General features: G+C 71.2%; 26 protein-coding genes. 11 read left to right on the top strand and 15 right to left on the bottom strand.

What is annotated here, in order from left to right; all coding sequences use genetic code 11:
• Positions 1–37: 37 nt before the first annotated feature.
• From ACLQ3K_RS18935 to ACLQ3K_RS18925, 3 genes are read left to right on the top strand one after another with little or no spacing between them, the layout of a single operon-like run.
• Positions 38–727 carry a lipid droplet-associated protein gene (locus ACLQ3K_RS18935; protein WP_426001093.1) on the top strand — a complete coding sequence of 230 codons (690 nt, stop codon included), beginning with the start codon at positions 38–40 and terminating at the stop codon, positions 725–727.
• Complete coding sequence (gene xseA, locus ACLQ3K_RS18930) at positions 724–2,016, top strand: exodeoxyribonuclease VII large subunit (RefSeq protein WP_426001092.1); 1,293 nt, start codon at positions 724–726, stop codon at positions 2,014–2,016. Before ACLQ3K_RS18935 ends, xseA begins: the two co-directional genes overlap by 4 nt.
• A complete protein-coding gene (locus ACLQ3K_RS18925) occupies positions 2,013–2,222 on the top strand; it encodes an exodeoxyribonuclease VII small subunit (RefSeq protein ID WP_068532691.1) in 210 nt (69 codons plus the stop codon). The genes xseA and ACLQ3K_RS18925 overlap by 4 nt, the downstream gene beginning before the upstream one ends.
• Before the next feature lie 18 nt (positions 2,223–2,240).
• On the opposite strand, the gene ACLQ3K_RS18920 is transcribed toward ACLQ3K_RS18925, so the two are convergent.
• On the bottom strand, positions 2,241–2,855 hold the full coding sequence (locus tag ACLQ3K_RS18920; RefSeq protein WP_224645872.1) for a DUF4245 domain-containing protein: 615 nt from the start codon (positions 2,853–2,855) through the stop codon (positions 2,241–2,243).
• Positions 2,856–3,010: 155 nt separating this feature from the next.
• Here ACLQ3K_RS18920 and glpX point away from each other — a divergent pair, with 155 nt between their 5' ends.
• Both glpX and ACLQ3K_RS18910 read left to right on the top strand, forming a co-directional pair.
• Positions 3,011–4,018 carry a class II fructose-bisphosphatase gene (glpX, locus tag ACLQ3K_RS18915; RefSeq protein WP_224645871.1) on the top strand — a complete coding sequence of 336 codons (1,008 nt, stop codon included), beginning with the start codon at positions 3,011–3,013 and terminating at the stop codon, positions 4,016–4,018.
• 59 nt (positions 4,019–4,077) lie between these two features.
• Positions 4,078–5,496, top strand: coding sequence for a class II fumarate hydratase (locus tag ACLQ3K_RS18910; protein WP_426001091.1), 1,419 nt, complete (start codon positions 4,078–4,080; stop codon positions 5,494–5,496).
• Here ACLQ3K_RS18910 and ACLQ3K_RS18905 read toward each other — a convergent pair.
• Positions 5,489–6,076, bottom strand: a complete 588-nt coding sequence (locus ACLQ3K_RS18905; RefSeq protein WP_426001090.1) for an NPCBM/NEW2 domain-containing protein — start codon at positions 6,074–6,076, stop codon at positions 5,489–5,491. The two genes, ACLQ3K_RS18910 and ACLQ3K_RS18905, sit on opposite strands and share 8 nt — an antisense overlap.
• A gap of 38 nt (positions 6,077–6,114) precedes the next feature.
• Positions 6,115–6,426: a hypothetical protein gene (locus ACLQ3K_RS18900; protein WP_426001089.1), complete on the bottom strand. Its 312-nt coding sequence runs from the start codon at positions 6,424–6,426 to the stop codon at positions 6,115–6,117.
• Between the two features lie 187 nt (positions 6,427–6,613).
• Here ACLQ3K_RS18900 and ACLQ3K_RS18895 point away from each other — a divergent pair, with 187 nt between their 5' ends.
• Positions 6,614–8,146 (top strand): protein kinase domain-containing protein, encoded by a 1,533-nt coding sequence (locus tag ACLQ3K_RS18895; protein WP_426001088.1) that lies wholly within the window; start codon positions 6,614–6,616, stop codon positions 8,144–8,146.
• A 10-nt stretch (positions 8,147–8,156) separates the two neighbouring features.
• Entirely contained in the window at positions 8,157–8,738 is a 582-nt protein-coding gene (locus ACLQ3K_RS18890; protein WP_426001087.1) for a class I SAM-dependent DNA methyltransferase, read from the top strand.
• A gap of 48 nt (positions 8,739–8,786) precedes the next feature.
• On the opposite strand, the gene ACLQ3K_RS18885 is transcribed toward ACLQ3K_RS18890, so the two are convergent.
• Positions 8,787–10,481 (bottom strand): fumarate hydratase, encoded by a 1,695-nt coding sequence (locus ACLQ3K_RS18885; protein ID WP_224645865.1) that lies wholly within the window; start codon positions 10,479–10,481, stop codon positions 8,787–8,789.
• Positions 10,482–10,560: 79 nt separating this feature from the next.
• Positions 10,561–11,004, bottom strand: coding sequence for an anthrone oxygenase family protein (locus ACLQ3K_RS18880; protein WP_426001086.1), 444 nt, complete (start codon positions 11,002–11,004; stop codon positions 10,561–10,563).
• 80 nt (positions 11,005–11,084) lie between these two features.
• On the opposite strand from ACLQ3K_RS18880, the gene ACLQ3K_RS18875 reads away from it, so the two are divergent.
• Complete coding sequence (locus ACLQ3K_RS18875; protein ID WP_426001085.1) at positions 11,085–12,014, top strand: cupin domain-containing protein; 930 nt, start codon at positions 11,085–11,087, stop codon at positions 12,012–12,014.
• Here the strand turns inward: ACLQ3K_RS18875 and ACLQ3K_RS18870 are convergent.
• The 7 genes from ACLQ3K_RS18870 to ACLQ3K_RS18840 form a co-directional block, all read right to left on the bottom strand.
• Entirely contained in the window at positions 12,007–13,335 is a 1,329-nt protein-coding gene (locus ACLQ3K_RS18870; RefSeq protein WP_426001084.1) for a permease prefix domain 1-containing protein, read from the bottom strand. The genes ACLQ3K_RS18875 and ACLQ3K_RS18870 overlap by 8 nt on opposite strands.
• The gene (locus tag ACLQ3K_RS18865) at positions 13,332–13,682 is read right to left on the bottom strand and encodes a PadR family transcriptional regulator (protein WP_224645861.1); all 351 of its coding nucleotides are present in this window, start codon (positions 13,680–13,682) and stop codon (positions 13,332–13,334) included. Before ACLQ3K_RS18865 ends, ACLQ3K_RS18870 begins: the two co-directional genes overlap by 4 nt.
• Before the next feature lie 146 nt (positions 13,683–13,828).
• Positions 13,829–15,136 carry a PhoH family protein gene (locus ACLQ3K_RS18860; protein WP_224645860.1) on the bottom strand — a complete coding sequence of 436 codons (1,308 nt, stop codon included), beginning with the start codon at positions 15,134–15,136 and terminating at the stop codon, positions 13,829–13,831.
• Positions 15,137–15,401: 265 nt separating this feature from the next.
• Positions 15,402–16,232, bottom strand: coding sequence for an acyl-ACP desaturase (locus tag ACLQ3K_RS18855; RefSeq protein ID WP_426001083.1), 831 nt, complete (start codon positions 16,230–16,232; stop codon positions 15,402–15,404).
• A 32-nt stretch (positions 16,233–16,264) separates the two neighbouring features.
• Positions 16,265–16,702 (bottom strand): hypothetical protein, encoded by a 438-nt coding sequence (locus ACLQ3K_RS18850; protein WP_426001082.1) that lies wholly within the window; start codon positions 16,700–16,702, stop codon positions 16,265–16,267.
• A 28-nt stretch (positions 16,703–16,730) separates the two neighbouring features.
• Positions 16,731–18,029: a serine hydroxymethyltransferase gene (glyA, locus tag ACLQ3K_RS18845; RefSeq protein WP_426001081.1), complete on the bottom strand. Its 1,299-nt coding sequence runs from the start codon at positions 18,027–18,029 to the stop codon at positions 16,731–16,733.
• Positions 18,030–18,038: 9 nt separating this feature from the next.
• Positions 18,039–19,250 carry a DUF885 domain-containing protein gene (locus ACLQ3K_RS18840; protein WP_426001080.1) on the bottom strand — a complete coding sequence of 404 codons (1,212 nt, stop codon included), beginning with the start codon at positions 19,248–19,250 and terminating at the stop codon, positions 18,039–18,041.
• 33 nt (positions 19,251–19,283) lie between these two features.
• On the opposite strand from ACLQ3K_RS18840, the gene coaA reads away from it, so the two are divergent.
• Positions 19,284–20,219 carry a type I pantothenate kinase gene (gene coaA / locus ACLQ3K_RS18835; protein ID WP_224645855.1) on the top strand — a complete coding sequence of 312 codons (936 nt, stop codon included), beginning with the start codon at positions 19,284–19,286 and terminating at the stop codon, positions 20,217–20,219.
• Between the two features lie 45 nt (positions 20,220–20,264).
• Positions 20,265–20,873 carry a helix-turn-helix domain-containing protein gene (locus ACLQ3K_RS18830; protein ID WP_336670084.1) on the top strand — a complete coding sequence of 203 codons (609 nt, stop codon included), beginning with the start codon at positions 20,265–20,267 and terminating at the stop codon, positions 20,871–20,873.
• Here ACLQ3K_RS18830 and ACLQ3K_RS18825 read toward each other — a convergent pair.
• On the bottom strand, positions 20,837–21,232 hold the full coding sequence (locus tag ACLQ3K_RS18825) for a MerR family transcriptional regulator (protein ID WP_426001079.1): 396 nt from the start codon (positions 21,230–21,232) through the stop codon (positions 20,837–20,839). The two genes, ACLQ3K_RS18830 and ACLQ3K_RS18825, sit on opposite strands and share 37 nt — an antisense overlap.
• Before the next feature lie 80 nt (positions 21,233–21,312).
• Between ACLQ3K_RS18825 and ACLQ3K_RS18820 the strand changes: the two genes are divergently transcribed.
• On the top strand, positions 21,313–22,098 hold the full coding sequence (locus ACLQ3K_RS18820) for an alpha/beta fold hydrolase (RefSeq protein WP_426001078.1): 786 nt from the start codon (positions 21,313–21,315) through the stop codon (positions 22,096–22,098).
• Positions 22,099–22,103: 5 nt separating this feature from the next.
• Here the strand turns inward: ACLQ3K_RS18820 and ACLQ3K_RS18815 are convergent, their stop codons facing one another.
• Positions 22,104–23,099, bottom strand: coding sequence for an oxygenase MpaB family protein (locus ACLQ3K_RS18815; protein ID WP_426001077.1), 996 nt, complete (start codon positions 23,097–23,099; stop codon positions 22,104–22,106).
• A 127-nt stretch (positions 23,100–23,226) separates the two neighbouring features.
• Positions 23,227–24,027: an isoprenyl transferase gene (locus ACLQ3K_RS18810; RefSeq protein WP_224645925.1), complete on the bottom strand. Its 801-nt coding sequence runs from the start codon at positions 24,025–24,027 to the stop codon at positions 23,227–23,229.
• Positions 24,028–24,063 lie beyond the last annotated feature (36 nt).

The following is a 24,063-nucleotide window of genomic DNA, read 5'->3' as shown; positions in this document are numbered from 1 at the left end:
CGGTGTGCCGGTGAGCGCGATGAGGCACCCTGGACACATGAGCCGTTTACCGTTCGTGGTCCGCGTCGCCGTCGGGGCCGTCGCCCTCGCCGCCGAGAAGGGCCAGGAGTTCGTCGGGGGCGCCGTGAGCGCCCCGCTCACGCTGGGCAGCAAGTCCGCGCAGGCGTTCATCCACGTCCAGCAGGACCTCGCCGACCTCGCCGTCCGCGGTGACCGCGCGCTCGAGAGCGTCTTCCCCGCCAAGGAGGAGGAGCAGGCCGCCTGGGCGACCTTCGACGACGACGAGGACGTCGACGTGGACCTGCCCGCGACGAATCCCGCTTACGGCGAGGTGCGGCCGGCCACCGAGCCCGCCCGCTCCCCCGAAGCCGCGTCGGCCGAGGCCGTGCAGGCCGACGGTGCCGCGAAGTCCACCTCGGTCGCCACCGCCCCGCCGGCCGCGGACGAGCAGCCGGCCGCCGAGGAGGCACCGTCGGGCGCCGGGCGGTACGCGCTGTACAGCTCCCCCGCCCCGGCACCGTCGGACACCGCGGCGCCCGCCGAGACCCCCGACGACCTGCCCGCCGCGGTGCTCCGCATCGACTACCCCGAGCTCACCCTGGCGCAGCTGCGCGGCCGGCTGCCCGGCCTGACCACGCCCGAGGTGGAGTCGCTCGTCGAGTACGAGCGCGGCCACAAGGCGCGGCCGCCCTTCCTCACGATGCTCGAGAACCGCATTACGCGGTGACCGGACCGGCTTCCACCAACGCGCCCGGCGGCGGCGCGGGCGGCCCGTCGACCGCGGAGCACCCGTGGCCGGTGCGCGTGGTCTCCATGAAGATCGCGCAGTGGATCGACCGCCTCGGCGAGGTGTGGGTGGAGGGGCAGATCACCCAGCTCAACCGCCGCGGCGGGGGCACCGCCTTCCTCACGCTGCGCGACCCGTCGGCGAACGTCTCGGTGCAGGTCACGTGCCTGCCGGCGGTCCTCGACCGCTCCGAGGTGCCGCTCACCGAGGGCACGCAGGTCATCGTGCGCGGCAGGTTCACCTACTGGACCGGCCGCGGCAGCCTGTCGCTGCGGATCACCGAGATCCGTGCCGTCGGCGTGGGCGAGCTGCTCGCCCGCATCGAACGGCTCCGGCAGCTGCTGCACGCCGAGGGCCTGTTCGACCCGCGGCTCAAGCGGCCGCTGCCCTTCCTGCCGCGGACCGTCGGGCTGGTGACCGCGCGGGCGAGCGCCGCCGAGCGCGACGTGCGGTCGATCGCCGAGGGCCGCTGGCCCGACGTGCGGATCCGCGCCGAGTACGCCACCGTGCAGGGCCCGACCGCGGTCCCGCAGCTGGTGGCGGCCCTCCGCACCCTGGACGCCGACCCCGAGGTCAACGTGATCATCATGGCCCGCGGCGGCGGCAGCGTGGAGGACCTGCTGCCCTTCTCCGACGAGACGCTGTGCCGCGCCGTGCACGCCGCCCGCACCCCCATCGTCTCGGCCATCGGCCACGAGCCCGACAACCCGCTCTGTGACTTCGCCGCCGACGTGCGCGCCGCGACGCCGACCGACGCCGCGAAGCGCGTGGTGCCCGACGTGGTCGCCGAGCTGGAGCGGATCGCCGAGCTGCGCGGGCGCGCGGCGGCGGCACTGCGCGGGTGGGTGCGACGGGAGGAGCACACGCTCGACGCGCTGCGGTCGCGACCGGTGTTCGCGCATCCGCTGCGCCTCGTCGACGACCGCGCCGACGATGTCGCGCGCCTGTTGCGCGACGTCCGGCGGGACGTGCGGCGCACCGTCGAACGGGAATCCGAGCGGACCGCGCACCTGGCCGCGCGGCTGACGTCGCTCGGTCCCGCCGCGACGATGGCGCGCGGCTACGCCGTGGTGCAGAAGGTGACGCCGGACGGCGAGAACCCCGTGGTCCGCGGCATCGACGAACTCGCGCCCGGCTCGCAACTGCGGGTCCGGCTGCCCGACGGTGCCGCCAGCGCAGCCGTCATGGGCGTGACGAAGATCTCCGTACGAACCGAGGATGAGGCATGAGCGACGAGACACCGGTGGCCGAGCTGGGCTACGAGCAGGCCCGCGACGAGCTCGCGGTCGTGGTGAAGCTGCTGGAGCAGGGCGGGATCGACCTGGACGAGTCGCTGAACCTGTGGGAGCGCGGCGAGGCGCTCGCCAAGCGCTGCGAGGAGCACCTCGCGGGTGCACGGGAGCGCATCGAGAAGGCGATCGCCGCCGAGGAGTGAGCGGACGGGCCGCGCCGCCTACCGGGGCGGGGCGGGGGCCGGCGCCCCGGACCGCGGCAGCGGCTGCTGCGACTGGACCGCGGCGGCCAGCTCGGTGAACCGCGGCACGGTGCCGCCGCCGAAGACGACGAGGACGGCACCGTCGACCTGGAGGACCCAGGCGCTGCGGTTCTTGTCGTTCGGGCCGTAGACGTCCCAGGTCCGGCCCTCGACGGGGACCGTGCCGGAGGGCTTGGCCTTCGCGCCGTAGACGGACTCGAGCACCACGTCGGCGGGCGATCCGGACTGCGAGAGCTGCAGCGAGTTCTTCTCGGGCGTCACGTAATTGACGGAGAAGACCTTGCCGCCGACCACGTCGTCGTCGCGGGTGGCGGTGGCCTTCCAGCCCTCCGGCACACCGTCGACCACGCCCGCGCCGCCGGGCATCCGCACCGGGAAGCCGAGCGTGTCCGCCGACACCTGGTAGACGCCCTTCGGGTTGATCGGCTCGACGGTCTCGTCCTTGGGGTCGGCGCCGAAGCCCAGCTTGAAGTTGCCGGATGCGAACAGCACGATCAGGCACAGAGCGAGCAGCGGAACCATCGTGAGCACCATGTCGCGACGGTTCTGCAGGATCCGGGGTTTGTCAGCCACGCCGTCCAGTATCCCGCGCGCGACGTCCGGCGGTGGAGGCGGGCATGGCGCGACGGGCCGTGGCCCGACCGGCCCCGTCGCCGACCGGTAGGGCATGGAAGAATCGAGCGAGGCCCGCCGCGCCCACCCGCGCGCATCGAGATCCGGAGGAATCCATGTCCGATACCCACGCTGAGAAGAACCCCATCGCGCCGGACCGGAACCTGGCCATGGAGCTGGTCCGCGTGACCGAGGCCGGCGCGCTCGCCGCGGGCCGCTGGGTGGGGCGCGGCCAGAAGGAGTCGGGCGACGGCGCGGCCGTGGACGCGATGCGCCAGCTGGTCTCGACGGTGTCGATGAGCGGTGTGGTCGTGATCGGCGAGGGCGAGAAGGACGAGGCGCCCATGCTCTACAACGGCGAAGAGGTGGGCAACGGCTTCGGCCCGTCGACCGACGTCGCCGTGGACCCCGTCGACGGCACGACGCTCATGGCCAAGGGCATGCCCGGCTCGATCGCGGTGCTCGCGGTCGCCGAGCGCGGCGCGATGTACGACCCCTCCGCCGTGTTCTACATGAACAAGATCGCCGTGGGCCCCGAGGCGGCCGGCGTCATCGACATCGAGGCCCCGATCGCGGACAACATCGCGAAGGTCGCCAAGGCCAAGGGCATCAAGGTCACCGACGTCACCCTGACGGTGCTGGACCGCCCCCGGCACGAGCAGCTCATCGCCGACATCCGCGCGACCGGCGCGATCGTGCGCCTCATCTCCGACGGTGACGTGGCCGGCGCCATCGCCGCCGCCCGCCCCGAGGCCAAGACCGACATCCTCGTCGGCATCGGCGGCACGCCCGAGGGCATCATCGCCGCGGCCGCACTGCGCTGCATGGGCGGTGAGATCCAGGGCACCCTGGCACCGTCGAACGACATCGAGAAGCAGCGCCTCGCCGACCTGGGCATCGACCCGACGCAGGTGCTCGGCACCACCGACCTGGTGCGCGGCGAGCACGTCTACTTCGCGGCGACCGGCGTGACCGACGGCGACCTGCTGCGCGGCGTGCGCTACCGCGCCGACGGCGCCACCACGCAGTCGATCGTGATGCGCAGCAAGTCGGGCACCGTCCGCACCGTGGACGCGACGCACCGCCTGACCAAGCTCAAGACCTACGCGCAGATCTTCGACTGAGAGTGATCTTCTCCTCGGGCCCTGGGAACATTCCCGGGGCCCGAGTAGGTTTCTAAGGTATGGCTAACAACGCTGACACCCCGGAGACCGAGTACCGCATCGAGCACGACACCATGGGCGAGGTCCGGGTGCCCGTGAACGCCCTCTGGCGCGCGCAGACGCAGCGCGCCGTGGAGAACTTCCCGATCAGCTTCCGCCCGCTCGAGCGCGCCCAGATCCGCGCGATGGGGCTGCTCAAGGCCGCCGCGGCGCAGGTCAACCAGGACCTGGGGCTGCTGGCGCCGGAGAAGGCCGCCGCGATCATCGCCGCCGCGCAGGAGATCGCCGACGGGCTGCACGACGACCAGTTCCCGATCGACGTCTTCCAGACCGGCTCGGGTACCAGCTCGAACATGAACGCCAACGAGGTGATCGCCTCGCTCGCCGCACGCGCCGGGGTCCAGGTGCACCCCAACGACGACGTGAACATGTCGCAGTCGTCGAACGACACCTTCCCCACGGCGACGCACGTCGCCGCCACCGAGGGCGCCGTCACCACGCTGATCCCCGCGCTGGAGCACCTGCAGGCGGCGCTCGCCGCGAAGTCCGCGGCCTGGCGCACGACGGTGAAGTCGGGCCGCACGCACCTCATGGACGCGGTGCCCGTGACGCTGGGCCAGGAGTTCGGCGGCTACGCCCGCCAGGTCGAGGCCGGCGTCGAGCGGGTGCGGGCCACGCTCCCCCGCGTCGGTGAGGTGCCGATCGGCGGCACCGCCGTCGGCACGGGCCTCAACGCGCCGGAGGGCTTCGGTTCGCTCGTGGTGGCGGAGCTGGTGCGGCTCACGGGGGTCGAGGACATCCGGCTGGCGAAGGACAACTTCGAGGCGCAGGCCGCGCGCGACGGGCTCGTCGAACTGTCGGGCGCGCTGCGGACGATCGCGGTGTCGCTCACCAAGATCGCGAACGACGTGCGCTGGATGGGCTCCGGGCCGCTCACCGGGCTCGGCGAGATCGCGCTCCCCGACCTGCAGCCCGGCAGCTCGATCATGCCCGGCAAGGTGAACCCGGTGCTCCCCGAGGCCGTGACGCAGGTGGCCGCGCAGGTGATCGGCAACGACGCCGCGGTGGCGTGGGGCGGCGGCAACGGCGCCTTCGAGCTCAACGTCTACATCCCTATGATGGCGCGCAACGTGCTCGAGTCGATCACGCTGCTGGCCAACGTCTCCCGGCTCTTCGCGGACAAGTGCATCGAGGGGCTGGTCGCGCACGAGGACCGGCTGCGGACGCTCGCCGAATCCTCGCCGTCGATCGTGACCCCGCTCAACTCGCTCATCGGCTACGAGGAGGCGGCGGCCGTCGCGAAGCAGGCGCTCAAGGAGGGCAAGACGATCCGGCAGACCGTGATCGACCGCGGCCTGATCGGCGACAAGCTCACGCTTGAGGAGCTGGACCGCCGGCTGGACGTGCTGGCGATGGCCAACGTCGACCGGGTCAGGTGAGGCTCGCGGCGCCGATGGCGCCATAAGGCGCCGGGGCGGGCGCGCACTCACCGTCGGTCGCGAGGGCGGAGACGGTGACCGACCGGGCACCGTCGAGCGGGATCGAGATGGTCTGCGGCACATCGTCGCGCGCGAGGACAGCGGCCAGCTTCGTCGCGCCGTCGACGATGAACGAGACGCGCACCCGCAGGTCGCGCGGGGTGTGCGGCTGGAGCCCAAGGACGCCCGTGAGCTTGGTGAACTCGCCGCCGAGCCGGTAGACGGCAGTCGCGGCGGTGCCCTCGCAGCCGATCCAGACGCCGGTCGCGCTGCGGTAGGTGGTGCCCGCGAGGGTCGCGGTGAGGGCCTGGCCGGTGTCGCCGACAGCGCTGGAGCTGGCGAGGCGGGCGTAGAGCGGCGTGCCCGTGGGCGTCGGACTGACGTCCTCCGTCGCCGTGAGCGACGAGGCCGTGGCCGTCTTCGCCTCCACGCTGTGCGAGCCCGGGTGCGCCTCGTTCGACGGGGCCGCCTGCGCCCCGCAGCCGGCGATGGCGAACGCGGCTGCACAGGTCGCTGCAGTGAAACTTGTTCTCAATCTCACCCGCTGAGGATAGCCCGTCGCCGGGCCCGTGGAACCGGTCAGCGACGATCGACGAGCACATAGGACGCGCCCGCGGCGACCGCCGCCACGGCGAGCACCGACGGCCACGCGCCGATCTTCTTCGCCAGCGGGTGCGACGCGCCGAATCCGCCCAGGTAGACCGCCCCGAGCGCCGAGGCAGTCCCCGCTCCCGCCTTCGCGTTCCAGCCCTGGGCGGCCGCGGCACCCGCCGCCGCGAGCACGACGCCGCCGAGCGGGCGGATCCCCGTCTCCCGGGCGATGTAGTAGCCGCCCACGAGTCCCGCGGCGGCGATCGGGGCGGTGCCGATCCGGTCGATGATGTCGGTCATTCCTCGACAGTACCCACTACTGCGCGTAGTAGACCCGTGTCGCGCGTCGCACGACGATTCCTGCGGTTTCGGCGACCGAATCGCAGGTCGGCGCCGCCGAAACCGCAGGGAACTGATCGAGGAGCTCAGCCGAACAACACCCGCCCGCCGGAGCAGGTCGCGGTAGGTTCTTCGCGGGGAGGTCAGCATGACACTGATACCGGGCGAGGTCTTCGCCGGCTACACGATCGTTCGACAGCTCGGCGCCGGCGGTATGGGCGAGGTCTACCTGGCACAGCACCCGCGTCTACCGCGGCAGGACGCGATCAAAGTCCTGCCCCCGCATCTCGCCTCCGACGAGGCCTTCCGCCAGCGATTCCTCCGCGAAGCGGACCTCGCCGCGGGCCTGAACCACCCGAACATCGTGAGCGTGCTCGACCGCGGCGAGGATTCGGGCCAGCTGTGGCTATCGATGCCGTACATCGACGGTATCGATGCGGCGGCCCGCCTCGGCCGGGCACCGAACGGCCTTCCGTTCGACGAGGTGATCGCCATCATCCGCGACACCGCCGCCGCGCTCGACTTCGCTCATCATCGCGGGGTGCTTCATCGCGACGTCAAACCCGCGAACATCATGCTCGACGGGTCGCGCGCGCTCCTCACCGACTTCGGCATCGCCCGCGCCGCCGACGACGCGTCGGAACTGACCGCGACCGGCACCACCATCGGCTCCGTCGCCTACTCCGCGCCGGAACAACTCCGCGGCGAAGCCATCGGACCTGCGGCCGACACGTACTCGCTCGCCGCCACCGCCTACGCGCTGCTCACCGGGGTCCGCCCGTTCGATCGCAGTAGCCCGGTCGCGGTCGTCGCCGCTGCGCTCGAGGGAGACGTCCCGTCGGCGCTCATGGCCCGGCCCGACCTGCCACCGAGCATCGACGCGGTCCTCGCGCGCGGGATGGCCCGCGCGCCGCGCGACCGACCCTCGACGGCAGGCGAATTCGCTGCCGAACTCGCCGCGCCCCGCTCCGGCGCGAGCGACTCCACCTTGCTCCGGCCCGTGCCCACGGGCCAGCAGTACGACCGCACGATGATCGCGCCCACCTCCACGCCTCCACCGGTCGCTACGCCGAACGTCGCAGGAACGCCGGCACCCGCTGCGAGCGGCCCGCGTCGACGATGGATGCTCCCCGCCGCCGCCACGGCAGTCCTGGTGGTCGGAGCGGCCATCGCCGGAGCGATACTCCTGAACCGCCCACCGGAATCCGGCACTCGCACCGCCGCGGTCGATCGGCCACCGAGCACTGCGGTATCGACCGCTGCGGGCCCCGCCACGGTCACGGCTGCGCCGTCCACGGTGACTGTCCAGCCCACTACGACGGTGACCGCACCGCGTGCACGGCCTTCGGCGGATCTCGGGCTTGCCACGCCCCTGAGCACGCCTGCGTGCGACGGCCGGTACATCCTGGCCCTCGTCTCGATCGAAGAGAGCAACCCCTCGTTGCGCGCCCTCGTCACCGCGCGCCTCACCGCCGAGCCCACCGCGCAGTACTTCTACAGCGGAGCCCTCAACTGCGGCTCGATCAACGCGGTCGATGCGAACGGCGAACGTTTCTACACCCCGTACATCGACTACGGCACCGACCTCGGGGCCGCCTGCTATGCGGTGCAGCACAGGAGTGGAGCGTACGTACGCACCCTCCGCAACGGCGTCGCGATCGGCACGAACCCCTGCGGGTAACTTGGACGGTATGAGCACGCCGCGCTGGTTCACGGACACCAAAGAAGGCCACAGCGAGTGGTACATCGAGCGCTTCCGGACGATGGCGCGCGAGGGCGCGGACCTCGCGGGTGAGGGCCGCCTCGTCGACGCGATGGTGGGCCGCGGTTCGCGGATCCTGGACGCCGGGTGCGGGCCGGGCCGGATCGGCGGCTACCTGCACTCGGTGGGCCACGACGTGACCGGAGTGGACGTGGACCCGAAACTCATCGCCGCGGCGGAGCAGGATCATCCGGGCCCGCGCTGGCTCGTGCAGGACCTCGCGGAGCTGGACCTCGACGGCACCTTCGACGCGATCGTCTGCGCCGGGAACGTGTTGGTCTTCGTCGCCGAGGGCACGGAGACGACGGTGCTCGCGAACTTCCGGAAGCATTTGACGCCAGAGGGTTTCGCGGTCGTCGGCTTCCACACCGACCGCGGCCTGAGTCCCGAGCAGCTGGACGCCCACGCCGCCGAAGCCGGCCTGCGGACCGACCTGCGCCTGTCCACCTGGGACGTCAAGCCCTGGCACGACGGCGCCGATTTCGCCGTGACGATCCTCCGCCCGGCCTGACGGAACGAGCGGCGCACCGTCGAACCCGACGGCGGTGCGCCGGACGGCCTACCGCTCCTTCGAGCGCACCCGGATCCCGCTGAGCGGCAAGGCGACCTCACCCGACGGATCGGTGAAGAAGTCGTTGCCCTTGTCGTCGACGACGATGAACGCGGGGAAGTTCTCGACCTCGATCTTCCACACGGCCTCCATGCCGAGCTCGGGGTACTCGATGACCTCCTGCGACTTGATGCAGTCGAGCGCGAGCCGGGCGGCGGGCCCGCCGATGGAGCCGAGGTAGAAGCCGCCGTGCGTGTCGCACGCCTGCGTGACCTGCTTCGACCGGTTCCCCTTGGCCAACATCACGAGAGATCCTCCCGCGGCCTGGAATTCATCGACGTAGCTGTCCATGCGGCCCGCGGTGGTGGGACCGAAGGAGCCGGACGCCATGCCCTCCGGCGTCTTCGCGGGTCCGGCGTAGTACACCGGGTGATCCTTGAGGTACTGCGGCATCGGGGCACCCGAGTCGAGCAGGTCCTTGATCTTCGCGTGCGCGATGTCGCGCGCGACGACCAGCGGTCCGGTCAGCGACAGTCGCGTCTTGACCGGGTACTTCGACAGCTCGGCGAGGATCTCGGACATCGGCCGGTTCAGGTCGATCTCGACGACCGCGCCGCCCTCGATGTCCTCCGCCACACCGGCGTCCGGCATGTACTGCGCCGGGTCGGTCTCCAGCTGCTCCAGGAAGACTCCGTCCGCGGTGATCTTGCCGAGCGCCTGGCGGTCCGCGGAGCACGACACCGCGATCGCGACGGGCAGCGAGGCTCCGTGCCGGGGCAGGCGCACGACGCGCACGTCGTGGCAGAAGTACTTGCCGCCGAATTGCGCGCCGATGCCGAAGGACTGGGTGAGCTCGAAGACCTTCTCCTCCAGCTCCTTGTCGCGGAAGCCGTGCGCCGAGATCGATCCCGTCTCGGGCAGCTCGTCGAGGTAGTGCGCCGAGGCGTACTTCGCGGTCTTGAGCGCGAACTCGGCGGACGTACCGCCGATGACGATCGCGAGGTGGTACGGCGGGCAGGCCGCGGTGCCCAGCGAGCGGATCTTCTCGTCGAGGAACTTCAGGATGCGGTCCGGGTTGAGGATCGCCTTCGTCTCCTGGAACAGGAAGGACTTGTTGGCCGAGCCGCCGCCCTTGGCCATGAACAGGAATTTGTACTCCGGACCCTTCGGCCCCTGCTCGGTGGCGTAGATCTCCACCTGGGCCGGCAGGTTGGTGCCGGTGTTCTTCTCCTCGTACATGGTGATCGGCGCGTTCTGCGAGTAGCGCAGGTTGAGCTTGGTGTACGCGTCGTAGACGCCGCGGGAGACCCACTCCCCGTCGTCCACGCCGGTCAGCACGCCCTCGGACTTCTTGCCCATGACGATCGCGGTGCCGGTGTCCTGGCACATCGGCAGCACGCCGCCCGCGGAGATGTTGACGTTCTTGAGCAGGTCGAGCGCCACGAAGCGGTCGTTGCCCGACGCCTCGGGGTCGTCGATGATCTTCCGCAGCTGCTGCAGGTGCGCGGGCCGCAGGTAGTGGCTGATGTCGTGCATCGCCTCCGCGGTCAGCTGCTGCAGCGCCTCGGGCGCGACCTTGAGGAACTTCTGCCCGTCGACCTCGAAGGTCTCCACGCCCTCGGCCGTGACGAGCCGGTAGGGCGTCGTGTCGGGGCCGATGGGCAGCAGGTCGGAATAGATGAATTCGGGGCTGTTCGAAGTCACGTATCGAGGGTATTCCCCGGCGGATCGCCGGTCCGGGTTAGGTTGCCCTACCTGCGGCGACCCGGGCCCGACGGTGCCGTCACCGCAGGGCCGGGACCGCGAGGCCCACGGCGGCCACGACGCTGAGCCACAGCCGCGCCAGGTTCCACATTCCCCAGGTGCGCGCGAACTCGGCCCATTCGACGGTGCCCGCCATCAGCCGCTGGTTCAGGGGGACGTTCACCGCGATGGTGAACACGAAGGCCGCGACCGCACAGAGCGCCCCCAGCCCGGCGGCGAGGGTCCGGGCGTCGAAGCCCTCCGCGATCACCAGCCAGACGGCGGCGACGACCGGCAGCAGCGCGCCCAGCATGAAGAGCGCGAGGAAGGGCGGCCGCTCGACCGCGACGTTCATCCGGCGCATGGCGTCGGCACCGTCGGGGGCGCCCCGCTCGGCCGTGATCACCGTGGCGTATGCGAAGTAGAAGCCGGCCAGCACCGCGCTGAGCAGGGCGGCCGATCCGAGGAGGAGTTTGAGTGTCATGGATCAAGGATCGCGCCCGAGCGTGGCGCGATCCATGGTTCAGACCCCGGATCGCATACGTATTCGTCTAATCTGACGGGGTGGACCCGCTGTTCCGGATGGTGTCCGGGCTCCGCGCCCAGGGCCTGTTCTCGCTGCGCATCTCGATGGTTCCGCCGTGGTCGGTGGACATCGACGACGGTGCGCCGCTGAGCGTGATCGCCGTCGACCGCGGCGCCGCCTGGATCGCCGGGGCGGACACCCGGATCCGGCTCGAGGCGGGCGCCGTCGCGCTGGTCGCGCACGGGCCGCACTACGTCGTCGCCGACGAGCCGGATCGCCCGCCGACCGTCCGGATCGAGGAGGGCGGCGCGTGCGTGCCGCTCACCGAGTCGATGCGCTCGACCACGCACCGCGGCCTGCTGACGTGGGGCAACCACGACGAGGGCCCGGATCAGCTGTTGGTCGGCACCTACGCCTCGGCCTCCCAGGTGGGCCGGCACCTCGTCGCGCAGCTCCCCGAGTTCACGGTGCTGCCGCCCTGCGAGGTCGACGACGCGCTGATCGGGCTGATGCGCCGCGAGCTCGCGTATCCGCGTCCCGGACACAGCTTCGTCATCGACCGGCTCCTCGACGTCGTCGTCTGCGCCGCGATCCGCTCCGCCGCCCGCACCGCCCCGACGGGGTGGCTGTCGGGCACCGTCGACGACGTGGTCGCGGGCGCGCTGGACCTCATCCACGAGTCGCCGGACGAGCCGTGGACGGTGGCCTCCCTGGCCGGCGCGCTGCACGTCTCCCGGGCCGGCCTGGCGGCGCGGTTCCGCGCCGGGGTCGGCGAGCCGCCCGGCCGCTACCTCACGCTGTGGCGGCTCACCCTCGCGGCCGACGCGCTGACCTCATCGGACGACGGGCTCGAGGCGATCGCCCGGCGCGTGGGCTACGGCTCCGCCTTCGCGCTGAGCGCCGCGTTCAAGCGCCACCACGGCCTGAGCCCGTCGCAGTTCCGCGCCCGCGAGGCCGCCGTCAGCTGAATCCGAAGAGCGGCGGGAAGGCGAGGGCGACGACCGCCGCCCACGCCGCGTACGCGGGCAGCGTGCTCGTCGGCCAGCGCTCGATCGCGGCGAAGTCCCTGCTCCCCCGGACGAATCCGAGCCCCAGCCGGGCCGCGCCCGCGAGGATCACCAGCAGCACCAGGTTCAGGCCCAGGACCGCGGCCTTGTTCGGCGACGTGCCGAACTCGGCGGTGCGGGTGACCATCGCGACGAGCACCACGAGGTCGACGGCGATCGCCGCGACGACCAGCGCCACCTGCAGCCGGTCGAAGACGTCCGGCCGGCGCCGCGGGTCACGGGCGGAGACCGCGTACAGCAGCAGCCCGACGACGAGCACGAGGACCACCGTCATCAGCACCAGCAGGTCGCGGTCGGCGCCGATCAGGCCCGGGCGCGACGCGAAGGCGCCGAGCACCACCACGAGCATGACCAGCGTGATCGGGGTGAAGATCCGCGTGAGCACGGGCGCGATGTTCTCGATCACCTCCTGCTTCGCCTCGACCAGCCACGCGGCCACCAGCACCGCGCCGCCGACGCACAGCGGCAGCGCCCACTCGGTGACCGGCGACTCCGCGTCCAGCCCGACGGCGCCCAGCGCCGCGATCGTCAGGCCCGTGATCGCGCCGCCGCCGAGGGCGATGAGCAGGAAGTAGATGACGAACTCGCCGGTGAACCGCACGAAGTCCATCCGCCGGGGCGCCGAGCGCCACGCGCCGCCGGTGTAGGCGACGCCCACGCCGAACCACAGCACCACCGGTTCGGCGACCACGGCCAGGACCTCTGTGGAGCCGCCGGACTCGAACGGGTACGCGGCGAGGAGGCCCGCCATCACCGCGAAGCCGCCGAGCACCACCGCCACGGCCCGCCGGGGCATCGCGCGCTTCCAGGCGAAGTACCCGACGAGGAAGGGCGCCACCGCGAACCCGACGAAGCGCGGCGCGGACTCACCGAGCAGGTGCAGCACCGCGAGCAACGACAATCCCGCCGCGGCGCCGAGTGCGAGCACCACCGGCAGCTCGCCGCGCCGCGCGGACTCGTCGTCGGCGCTGCCCAGGACCAGCTGCTTCCACAGCCGGTCGGAGTGCTCGCGCGCGAACTCGTGCGCCACCGCGTCGGCGGCACCCATCCGCTTGACCGCGACGAGGAAGGACTCGTCGCCGTCGAGGCCGCGGGCCTCGAGGTCGGAGATCTGGTCTCGCAGATGGGACTCGAGCTCGTCCACCTCGTCGGCCCGCATCCGGCGCCGGCCCTCCAGGTAGCCGCGCCACTGCCGGATCTGCGCGTCGACGGGGCCGGTCATGCGAGCCCCGGCTGCGGCGCACCGTCGGACCACAGGCCGTCGAGGGCGGCGCTGACGACCCGCCACTGGTCCCGACGGTCCGCGAGCGCCTCCCGCCCGGCGGGCGTGATGGCGTAGTGCTTGCGCTTGCGGCCGGTGTCGGCGACGCCCCACCGCGATTCGACGTGCCCGAGCCGCTCGAGGCGGTGCAGCAACGGGTAGAGCATGCCGTCGGACCACTCCAGCCGCCCGCCGGAGAGCTCCCGGATGCGGGTGAGGATCGCGTACCCGTAGCTGTCGCCGCTGCTGAGGATGCTCAGCACCAGCGGGGTCGCCGACGCGGCGACCAGATCCTTATCGATGTGCATCGACCCTCCATACCTAGAACCACTAGGTACAGATATACCTTGCGCTTCTAGGTATAGCAACGGGGCACGTTCCGAAACCGGGCTCCTGGGGCCGCACGGCGACGTATTTCCATCGTGGTCGCGCAGGAGGCCGGTTTCGGAACGGGCTACGCGCCGGGGGCGAACTCCTCCAGCATCTCGGTGACCAGGGCCGCGATCGGCGAGCGCTCGGAGCGGGTGAGCGTGACGTGCGCGAACAGCGGGTGGCCCTTGAGCTTCTCGATCACCGCGGCGACGCCGTCGTGCCGGCCGACGCGCAGGTTGTCGCGCTGGGCCACGTCGTGCGTGAGCACCACCCGCGAGCCCGATCCGAGGCGCGAGAGCACGGTGAGCAGCACGTTGCGCTCCAGCGACTGCGCCTCGTCGACGATGACGAAGGAGTCGTGCAGCGAGCGGCCGCGGATGTGCGTGAGCGGCAGCACCTCCAGCATCCCGCGCGACATCACCTCGTCCATCACCTCGGGCGAGGCGAGCCCGTCGAGGGTGTCGTAGACGGCCTGCGCCCACGGCCCCATCTTCTCGTTCTCGGAGCCGGGCAGGTAGCCGAGGTCCTGGCCGCCGACCGCGTACAGCGGGCGGAAGACGACCACCTTGCGCTGCGTGCGCTTCTCCAGCACGGCCTCGAGGCCGGCGCAGAGCGCGAGCGCGGACTTGCCGGTGCCGGCCTTGCCGCCGAGGGAGACGATCCCCACCGACTCGTCGAGCAGCAGGTCGAGCGCGACGCGCTGCTCCGCGCTGCGCCCGTGCAGCCCGAAGGCCTCCCGATCGCCGCGCACCAGCTGCAGCTGCTTCTCCGCGGTCACCCGGCCGAGCGCGCTGGACGTGCCGCCCAGCAGCCGCACGCCCGTGTTGCACGGCAGCTCCCGCGCGGCGTCGTGATCGACGACCCCGCCCGCGAACAGCGCGTCGATCACCTCGCGCGAGACCTCGAGCTCCTCCATGCCGGTCCAGCCGGAGGTCACCACGTCCTGCGCCCGGTACTCGTCGGCATCCAGCCCCACCGCGCCGGCCTTGACCCGCAGCGGGATGTCCTTCGAGACCAGCACCACGTCGCGGCCCTCGGCGCGCAGGTTCAGCGCGCAGGCGAGGATGCGGGCGTCGTTGGTCTCCGTGCGGAAACCGACCGGCAGCACCGTCGGATCGATGTGGTTGAGCTCGACCTGGACCGTGCCGCCGCCCGGGGTGGGGATCGGCTGGTCGAGTCGGCCGTGCTCGAGCCGCAGGTCGTCGAGCATGCGCAGGGACTCGCGGGCGAACCAGCCGAGTTCGGCGTGGTGACGCTTGCCCTCGAGTTCGCTGATCACCACGAGCGGGAGCACGACGTCGTGCTCGGCGAAGCGGGTGATGGCCCAGGGATCGGACAGCAGGACGGAGGTGTCGAGCACGTACGTGCGGGGGGTCTCACGGAAAGACACGGTGACGCTCCTAGCCTGCGCGGCGCCCACGCAAGCGTGTAGCTGCGGCCGGCCGGTCCAAACGCCCTCGGTGCGCGGTTTACGCCCCGACGACGAGGACCGGGGCCGGCCCTCTCGCGACGATGAGTCGAGTCACGGTTGGAACCTCCCGGGACGAACTGCTTCCCCGCAATCCGTCACCGCCAAACTAACGCCGAACGCGCCGCGCGGCCCGGAGGCTGCGCGGCGCGTTCGTGAACACTTCGTTACGGGCCGGGGACCGTTGTTACAGGGCGAGACCCCACGTCGCGAGGAGCCCGTTGAGGATCTCGCGATCACGCTCGGGCGAGCTGATGCCGGCCTCGGTGACGATGCGGCGGGCCTCGTCCAGGCCGTCCGCGGTCTCGGCGCCGATCGGCGACGCGACGCGCGCCTGGCTCAGCAGGGCGTCCTTGACGTGGCCCTCGTTGACGTCGAGCGCGACGGTGAGCAGCTCAGTCCAGTACTGCTGCTGTACGCGGTCGTCGTTCGCGACCTTGCGCAGGGTGGTGGCCAGGCCGGCCGGCGTGCCCTCGGCGGTCTCGGCGTAGTCGGCGAGGCGGTCGAAGTAGTCGGCGGAGAGCGCCTCGTGCGTGATCACCATGGCGATCTGCTCGGCGATGTGGATCTCGTCGCGGGTGCCCTCGTACTGCCGGTAGCCGCGGGTCACGGCCTCGAGGCGCCACATCTCCAACTGCTCGACGTCGCAGGTGCGGCTGACCACGACGTGGTCGCGCAGCGCGATGCCGTGGCGGTTCTCCTCGGCGGTCCAGTGGCCGACGAACTTGCCCCAGTCCGACTCGATGAGGTGGTGCTGCGCCAGCAGGCGGTGGAAGGACGGCAGGTGGTCCTTGGTCAGCAGGCCCAGGATGAGGCCGTTGCTGACCACCGCGTCGACCTTGACGTCGGCGGGGACGAAGTCCTCGCCGCCGAGGAAGGAGTAGTTGCGGCCGTCGTCCCACGGGACGTAGTCGTGCGGCTGCCAGGCGTCGCCGGCCTCGACGTAGGCCGCACGGATGTCCGGCAGCGCCTTGTCGATGGCGAGCGTCAGGTCGTCCTCTGAAGTGCTGGAAGTCACCCGGACACTGTAAGGCAGCGCCCACCCGGCCTTCAAACCACGGTGACGACGACCCCGGCGACCGCCACGACGCCGGGCGCGATCGCGGTCATCTCGACGTAGCGGTCGGTCTGCGTGATCCGGCAGCCGTCCGAGGCTGACGCCGTCTCCTCATCGGTCAGGCTCACCACACCGGGCGGGCCGACGACGGTGTAGTCGCTCGCCCGTCCGAGGAGCTGCTCCGACCCGCCGACCTTCATCGTGATGGCCCGGGTGGCCGGGACCCCGTCGGGTCCGGTCGTGGGCGTCGCGGTGGCGCGGCCGGTGAGGGCCTGTCCGTAGACGACGGCCGGATGGCCCCCGCTGTACGCCCGGCCGGTGCACTCGACGTTCTCGTCGGAGCGGAACCAGGTCAGCAGCAGCACGACGACCGCGACGGCGGCCACGGCGACCACGGTCGCGATCCCGGCGATCACTCCCGTCCGCTTCATCCGACGGCTCCTCCCCCGGCGACGCCGGTCAGCGCGAGAGCAGGCCCCAGTCCTCGAGGCCCTCGTACAGCGGGACCTCGAGCGCCAGCGCGGAGACGCGGGCGCGCAGCGCGGCGGTGTCGGCGGCCTTGCCCTGCGCGAGCGCGGTGCCGATGATGTCGGCGACCTCGGTGAACTCCTTCTCGCCGAAGCCACGGCTGGCGAGGGCGGCGGTGCCGATCCGGAGGCCGGAGGTGACCATCGGCGGGCGCGGGTCGAAGGGCACGGCGTTGCGGTTGACGGTGATGCCGACCTCGTGGAGGAGGTCCTCGGCCTGCTGGCCGTCGAGGTCGCTGTTGCGCAGGTCTACGAGCACCAGGTGCACATCGGTGCCGCCGGTCAGCACGGTGATGCCGGCGTCGGCGACGTCCTTGCCGTTCAGGCGGTCGGCGAGGATCTTGGCACCGTCGAGCGTGCGCTGCTGCTTCTCGCGGAACTCCTCCGTGCCCGCGACCTTAAGCGCGACGGCCTTGGCTGCGATCACGTGCATGAGCGGGCCGCCCTGCTGGCCGGGGAAGACGGCGGAGTTGAGCTTCTTCGCCCACTCCTGCTTCGCCAGAATGATGCCGGAGCGGGGGCCGCCGAGGGTCTTGTGGACGGTGGAGCTGACGACGTCGGCGTGCGGCACGGGGCTGGGGTGCAGGCCCGCGGCGACGAGGCCGGCGAAGTGCGCCATGTCGACCCACAGGTGGGCGCCCACCTCGTCGGCGATGGAGCGGAAGGCGGCGAAGTCGAGCTGCCGCGGGTACGCCGACCAGCCGGCGACGATCACCTTGGGCTTGGAGTCGAGGGCGATCTTGCGCACCTCGTCCATATCGACCCGGTGGTCCTCCTTGGAGACGCCGTAGAAGACGTTCTCGTAGAGCTTGCCGGAGAAGTTCAGGCGCATGCCGTGCGTGAGGTGGCCGCCGTGCGCGAGGTCGAGGCCCATCAGGGTCTCGCCCGGCTCCATGAGGGCCTGCAGCACGGCGGCGTTGGCCTGCGCGCCGGAGTGCGGCTGGACGTTGGCGAAGTCGGCGCCGAACAGCTCCTTGGCCCGGTTGCGCGCGAGGTCCTCGACGACGTCGACGTACTCACAGCCGCCGTAGTAGCGGCGCCCCGGGTAGCCCTCGGCGTACTTGTTGGTGAGCACGGAACCCTGCGCCTGCAGCACGGCGCGCGGCACGAAGTTCTCCGAGGCGATCATCTCCAGCGTGTCGCGCTGCCGCGCGAGCTCGCCGTTCATGGCGGCCGCGACCTCGGGATCGAGTTCGGCCAGGGACGCGGAGTTCACGCTGGAATCGCTCATGCGGTCATCCTAAGCCGCGAGCTCCCGCCGCAGCGCAGACGGGGTGAGGGGCTCGTCGAGCAGCCTTCCGAACCGGTCCAGCCGCGCCGGCCCGGAATCGGCGCGATCGAGCCAGGTGCCGAGCAGCGCGTAACCCTCGACGTAGGTGCTGATGTACGCCCGCCACAGCGGCGAGCCGACGAAGCGCAGCGACTGCCGCGCGCTCCGCTCTGCCATGAGGCCCCAGCGCTGCAGGTAGGCGGCCACGTCGTCCTCGCTCGCGCCGCGGTCGTGCAGCAGCAGCGCGGCGTCCTGCCGCACGTGCAGCAGGCCCGACGAGGCCGCCGCGATCCGCTCGGCGAGCTCCCCGTCGAAGGACAGGCCGAGGTCGGCGTAGATCTCCTGCGCCCAGCGGCCCCAGCCGGGGCCGATCGCGGCGCCGAGCGCGTGGTCGGCCAGGCCCTCCGCCATGAGGCACTGCGGCGTGTTGACCAGGAAGATCGTCTGCTCCGGCTGGTTCTCCCGCGCGACCAGCAGCTGCTCCTTGCGGCAGTGCTCGGTGTGGTGGCCCGGGTAGGCCTCGTGCGCGATGAGGTGCGGCAGCGACGAGAGGTACTGCGGCAGGTCGCCGTTGACCGCGACCCGCGAGGTGTAGTCGCCGAGGTAGTAGTTGAAGCCGGACCAGGGCTTGTCGTGTTCGATCTCGAACCGCACGGTCTCCGCCTCGGGCAGCGGATAGCGCCCCCGCACGACGTCCCGCAGCGCGCCGGCCAGCGCGTCCACCACCTCGGGCACGCGCTCGGCGGGCACCAGGAAGCGATCGCGCTGGGCCTGCATCCGCGGCTGGAGGGGGCCCGACCCGGGCAGGAGCTCGTCGAGCGCGGCGTGCGCCGCCTCGTAGTCGGCGGTGTCTCCCATGGCGATGTCGACGTCGAAGTAGGCCTTCACCTCGTCGACGAAGCCGATCGGCGCACCGTCGAACTTGCGCGCCGAGCACTCGAGCGCGGCGACGTGCCCGGCCAGGAATTCGCGGCGCGGCGCGGCGAGCGCGATGTCGGCGGCGACGTCGCGCAGCAGGGTGCGTGCCTCGGCGGCGAGGCGGGCGGGTTCGGGGGCGTCCTCGGCCTCCACCGCCCGACCGTGCGCCGGGTCGCCGAAGTAGGCGTCCACGAAACCGGATTCGATGCGGTCGAACCGCAGGCCCAGCCGCAGGTAACGGTCGGTGACGCTCAGCTCCTCCATGCGTGCCAGACTAGAGGGCATGTCTGACGCGGGGTGCCTCGTCCGGTGAGCGAACCGAGCCCGTACATCGAGCTCGACCGCGCTCAGTGGCGCGAGCTCCGGCAGTCGACGCCGCTGTCGCTGACCGAGGCCGACCTGTCCGACCTCCGCGGCCTGGGCGAGCAGATCGACCTGGCCGAGGTCGCCGAGGTCTACCTCCCCGTCTCCCGCCTGATCCACCTGCAGGTGGCGGCGCGGCAGCGGCTCTACGCCGCGACCGCGACCTTCCTCGGCGAGCAGCGGCACAACGCGCAGGTCCCCTTCGTCATCGGCGTCGCCGGCTCGGTGGCGGTCGGCAAGTCGACGACGGCCCGCGTGCTGCAGGCGCTGCTCGCGCGGTGGGACTCGCACCCCCGGGTGGACCTGGTGACCACCGACGGCTTCCTGCACCCGACGGCGGAGCTCGAGCGTCGCGGCATCATGCACCGCAAGGGCTTCCCCGAGTCCTACGACCGCCGGGCCCTCCTGCGCTTCGTGACCACGGTGAAGTCGGGCGCGGAGGACGCGACCGCGCCGATGTACTCGCACCAGCTCTACGACATCGTTCCCGGCGAGTTCATCCACGTGCGCCGGCCCGACATCCTCATCGTGGAGGGGCTCAACGTGCTGCAGACCGGGCCGCGACTCATGGTCTCGGACCTGTTCGACTTCTCCGTCTACGTGGACGCGCGGATCGAGGACATCGAGCGCTGGTACGTCGACCGGTTCCTCTCGATGCGGACCACCTCGTTCGCGGACCCGTCCTCGCACTTCCACCACTACGCCGGGCTCTCCGACACCGAGGCCCGCGACCGCGCGGAGGGCATCTGGGCGGGCATCAACCGCCCGAACCTGGTGCAGAACATCCTGCCGACCCGCCCGCGGGCGACGCTGGTGCTGCGCAAGGACTCCGACCACTCCATCAACCGCGTTCGGCTGCGCAAGCTCTGACGGTCCGCGCCCGGCGGCGCACCGTCGGGCCTACGATCGATCACCATGACCCGTCCCGGGGCCTCGCTGCCCGAACTCCTACTGCAGGCGGGCGCACGCGCGGACGTCGACGACGCCGATGCGCACGTCTACCGGGCCGCCCTGCGCGCACTGAGCCGCAACGGCACCCGTCTCACGACGGTGGAGAAGATCGCCACGGAGGCGGGGATGAGCCGGATGACCCTGTTCCGGAAGTTCGGCTCCAAGGACGAGATCCTGGCGGCGGCGCTGGCGTGGACGCTGGGACGACTGTTCGCCCAGACGGCCGAGGTGGTCGCGACGACCCCCGACGTCCCGACGCGGATCGAGGAGGTCTTCGTGCTGTGCTGTCGGGCGGGGCGCGGCCTCATGCCCTCGGATCCGCGGGAACGCGCGGAGCTGTTCGCAGACGAGCGCCTGGACACGGTGCGGCACGGCATCGGCTTCGTGCGCGCGATGATCGTCCAGGAGCAGGAGGCCGGGACGATGCCCGGGGACGCGACCGACGTCCGCGCCGACGCCCTCGTGCGGCTCACCACGGCGTGCTTCGCCGTCTCCCCCGCACCGTTCGATCTCGAGGACGACGACGCCGCGCGCGCTTACGCGCGCACGGCGCTCGTCCCCCTCGTGCAGTGATCAGGCTCGACGGCCGCTGCGATGATCTCGTCGAGGAGCACCCGAGACCTGACGAGGTCGGTGATAGCCCCGTCAATCCGTTCACGCTCCGCTTTCAGCTGATCCGCAAGCTTCGCGGTGGCACGTTCATTGGGCCCGCCCTCTGGGGCCTGCATGCACGGAAGCATTCGAGCGATCCTCGGGCTGTGTAACCCCGCGGCGAACAATTGCTGCACGAGAATCACCCGGTCAACTGCCGCCTCCGGGTAGTCGCGATGCCCGCCCGGCGTGCGAGCCGGCGACAGGAGCCGCTGTTCCTCGTAGTACCGCAGCGACCGCACGCTGACACCTGTGCGTCGGGAGAGTTCGCCGATCTTCACGCTGCACTCCTTGAACCTCACATCACTGTCAGGTCCTACGGTACGTCGGCCACGGTATCCGCTGAACCGGAAGGAACACTATGACCACGACCGCCGTACTCGGCGACGGCACGCGCCTGCGGTATCAACTCGAGGGACCGGAGGGCGCCCCCGTAATCGTGTTGTCGAACTCGATTGCCACGACATCAGCGATGTGGGACCAGACCGTCCCTGTCATGGCACGCGACCTCCGCGTGCTTCGCTACGACACTCGCGGGCACGGCGGGTCCGACGCCCCGGCCGGCGCCTACTCGATGGCGCGCCTCGGCAGGGACGTGGTCGAGCTGCTGGACTCGCTGGAGATCGATCGCGCGCACTTCTGCGGCCTATCACTCGGCGGCATGATCGGGCAGTGGCTCGCGGTACACGCCCCTGACCGGGTCGATCGCCTGATCCTCGCGAACACATCGGCCCACCTGGGGCCTTCGGGCCAGTGGGACGATCGGATCGCGAGTCTGCTCGCGGGCGAAGACCTCTCCGACACGGCCGATCGGTTCGTGCGCAACTGGTTTCCTACGAAGTTGCTGGCCGACGACCAGATCGTCGGGCCGTTCCGCGAGGCGATCACGCGAATGAGCCCGACGGGTTTGGCGGGTTGTCTGTCCGCCGTGCGCGACTTCGACATGCGGCGCACCGTCGCACTGGTCGAGGCCCCGACTCTCGTCATCGTCGGCGAATACGACGCCGTCTGCCTGCCGGAGCATGGGGAACACATCGCCCGCGTGGTGCAAGGCGCGAAGATCGCCACCCTCCCGGTCACACATCTATCCAATGTCGAAGCACCGCAGGCCTTCGATGACGCAGTGCGGCAATTCCTGACGGCGTAGCCGAGTCAGCCGAACGGGCAGCCGGCGGACGACGACGTCGCCGTGCGCTCGCGCTGGAAGGCGGTGAAGTCCGTGTTGTCGCGAGCCTTCATCGCCCGCAACGCGCGGGCCTTGCCGCGCGCGTAGTAGGCCAGTGGCGTGTAGCCGACCCGCTCCGGGATCACTTTGTAGGCGTGACGGATCGCGGCGGAGACCGCGCGATAGGAGTACTCCTCGCGCCTGCTCCACGACACGCCGAGGATCTCGCGGACCTCGGGCCGCAGCACACCGACCGTGAGCAGGTAGATGGCGCGGTTGTTGGCGATCCCGAGAGGCTTGAGCGCCGGCTCGATCGCCCGGAGGAACGGGCCCGCCTCGGGCGGCAGCGGCGGGTTGCCGTGGGCGAAGTCGTCGAGGAACTGCAGCGCGCCGGGATGCGCGACCAGTTTGGTGAGCATGTCCTCGTAGTAGCGGCCGAAGGCTTCCGGCTCCCACGGGACGGCGCCGTCCGGCACCTGGACGATGTCGGCGATCTTGCGGGAGTCGTCGAAGATCTCGAGGATGTCGGCGTCGGTCAGCGGACGACCCAGGCTGCGCGGCAGCGAGTCGATGCCCGTGATCGTTCCGGTGGCGATCACCCAGCCGTAGGCCTCCGGATTGAGCGCACTGATGTGTTTGCCCTCGGCGTTGCGCATCTGCAGCGGCTGGTGCTGCGCGCGGAGCCGGTAGCCCTCCTCGACGGCGGCGTCCTCGCCGAAGTACCAGCGCTGCACCGAGTCCATCGACCGGATCCCGCGCCCCACCGGATCGGTGTACGAGACGCTGAACTCCCCCACGATGTCGCCGATCACGGGATGCATCAGCTGCATCACGAACGCCGCGCCGTTGATCGGCAGGAACGCCCATTGACCGGCGACAGTGCCGCTCATCCCCAGCGGATCGACGAACTGCGATCGCGGCCCGTAGCGCTCGGGTGCACGAACGGTCTCGGTACGGCCCTCGGGCTCCGCCAACTGGGTCATGCCGCCTCCTTGTTGTTACGACTGTTGAATGAATCGTAACAGCATGTGGCGCGGGTCACCAGGGATCAGTGATAGATAATTTGCGATCGTCGCTCATTCGAGCGATCACCGCAGGCGAGGAGGGCGGTCAGGCGCCGAAGCGACGGTGCCGCGCGGCGTAGTCGCGCAGCGCGCGCAGGAAGTCGACGCGGCGGAACTCCGGCCAGTAGGCCTCCGTGAACCAGATCTCGCTGTACGCGCTCTGCCACAACAGGAAGCCGGAGAGCCGCTGCTCCCCCGACGTGCGGATCACCAGGTCCGGATCGGGCTGCCCCTTGGTGTACAGGTGCTGGTCGATCCCCTCGACGGTGACCGCGTCCACCAGTTCCTGGCCCGACATCCCGTCGGCGAGCTCGCTGCGCAGCAGGGACTGCACGGCGTCGACGATCTCCTTGCGGCCCCCGTAGCCGACGGCCACGTTCACGTGGGTGCCGGTGCGCCCCTTCGTGCCCTCGGCGGCGGCCGTGAGCCGGCGCGCGGCGTCGGGCGGCAGCAGGTCCATCGCGCCGACGATCTTCACCGACCAGTTCTTGTCCGGGCCCGAGATCTCCTCGACGACGTCGGTGATGATCTCCAGCAGCGCCGCGAGCTCGTCGGGGTCGCGCTGCAGGTTCTCGGTGGAGAGCAGGTAGATGGTCGCGAGCTCGATGCCGGCCTCGTCGCACCACTCGAGCATCTCGGCGATCTTCTTCGCACCCATGCGGTAGCCGTGGCTCACGTCGCTGAACCCGGCGGCCCGGGCCCAGCGCCGGTTACCGTCGCAGAGCACCGCCACGTGGCGGGGGCGCTGCGCTCCATCGCGATAGGCGTTGGTGAGCTCGTTCACCAGCCGTCGCTCGTAGAGCGCGTAGGCCGGCGAGACGAGCTTGCGGGCCGCGTCCGTGGGCAGCGACACTGGCAGTTTGGGGGCACTCACCACGCCTGC

It is taken from the genome of Tsukamurella sp. DT100, from assembly GCF_049844855.1.
Lineage (GTDB): Bacteria > Actinomycetota > Actinomycetes > Mycobacteriales > Mycobacteriaceae > Tsukamurella.
Note: the sequence above shows the minus strand (reverse complement) of the source record. Positions and strands in the feature narration are given on the sequence as shown.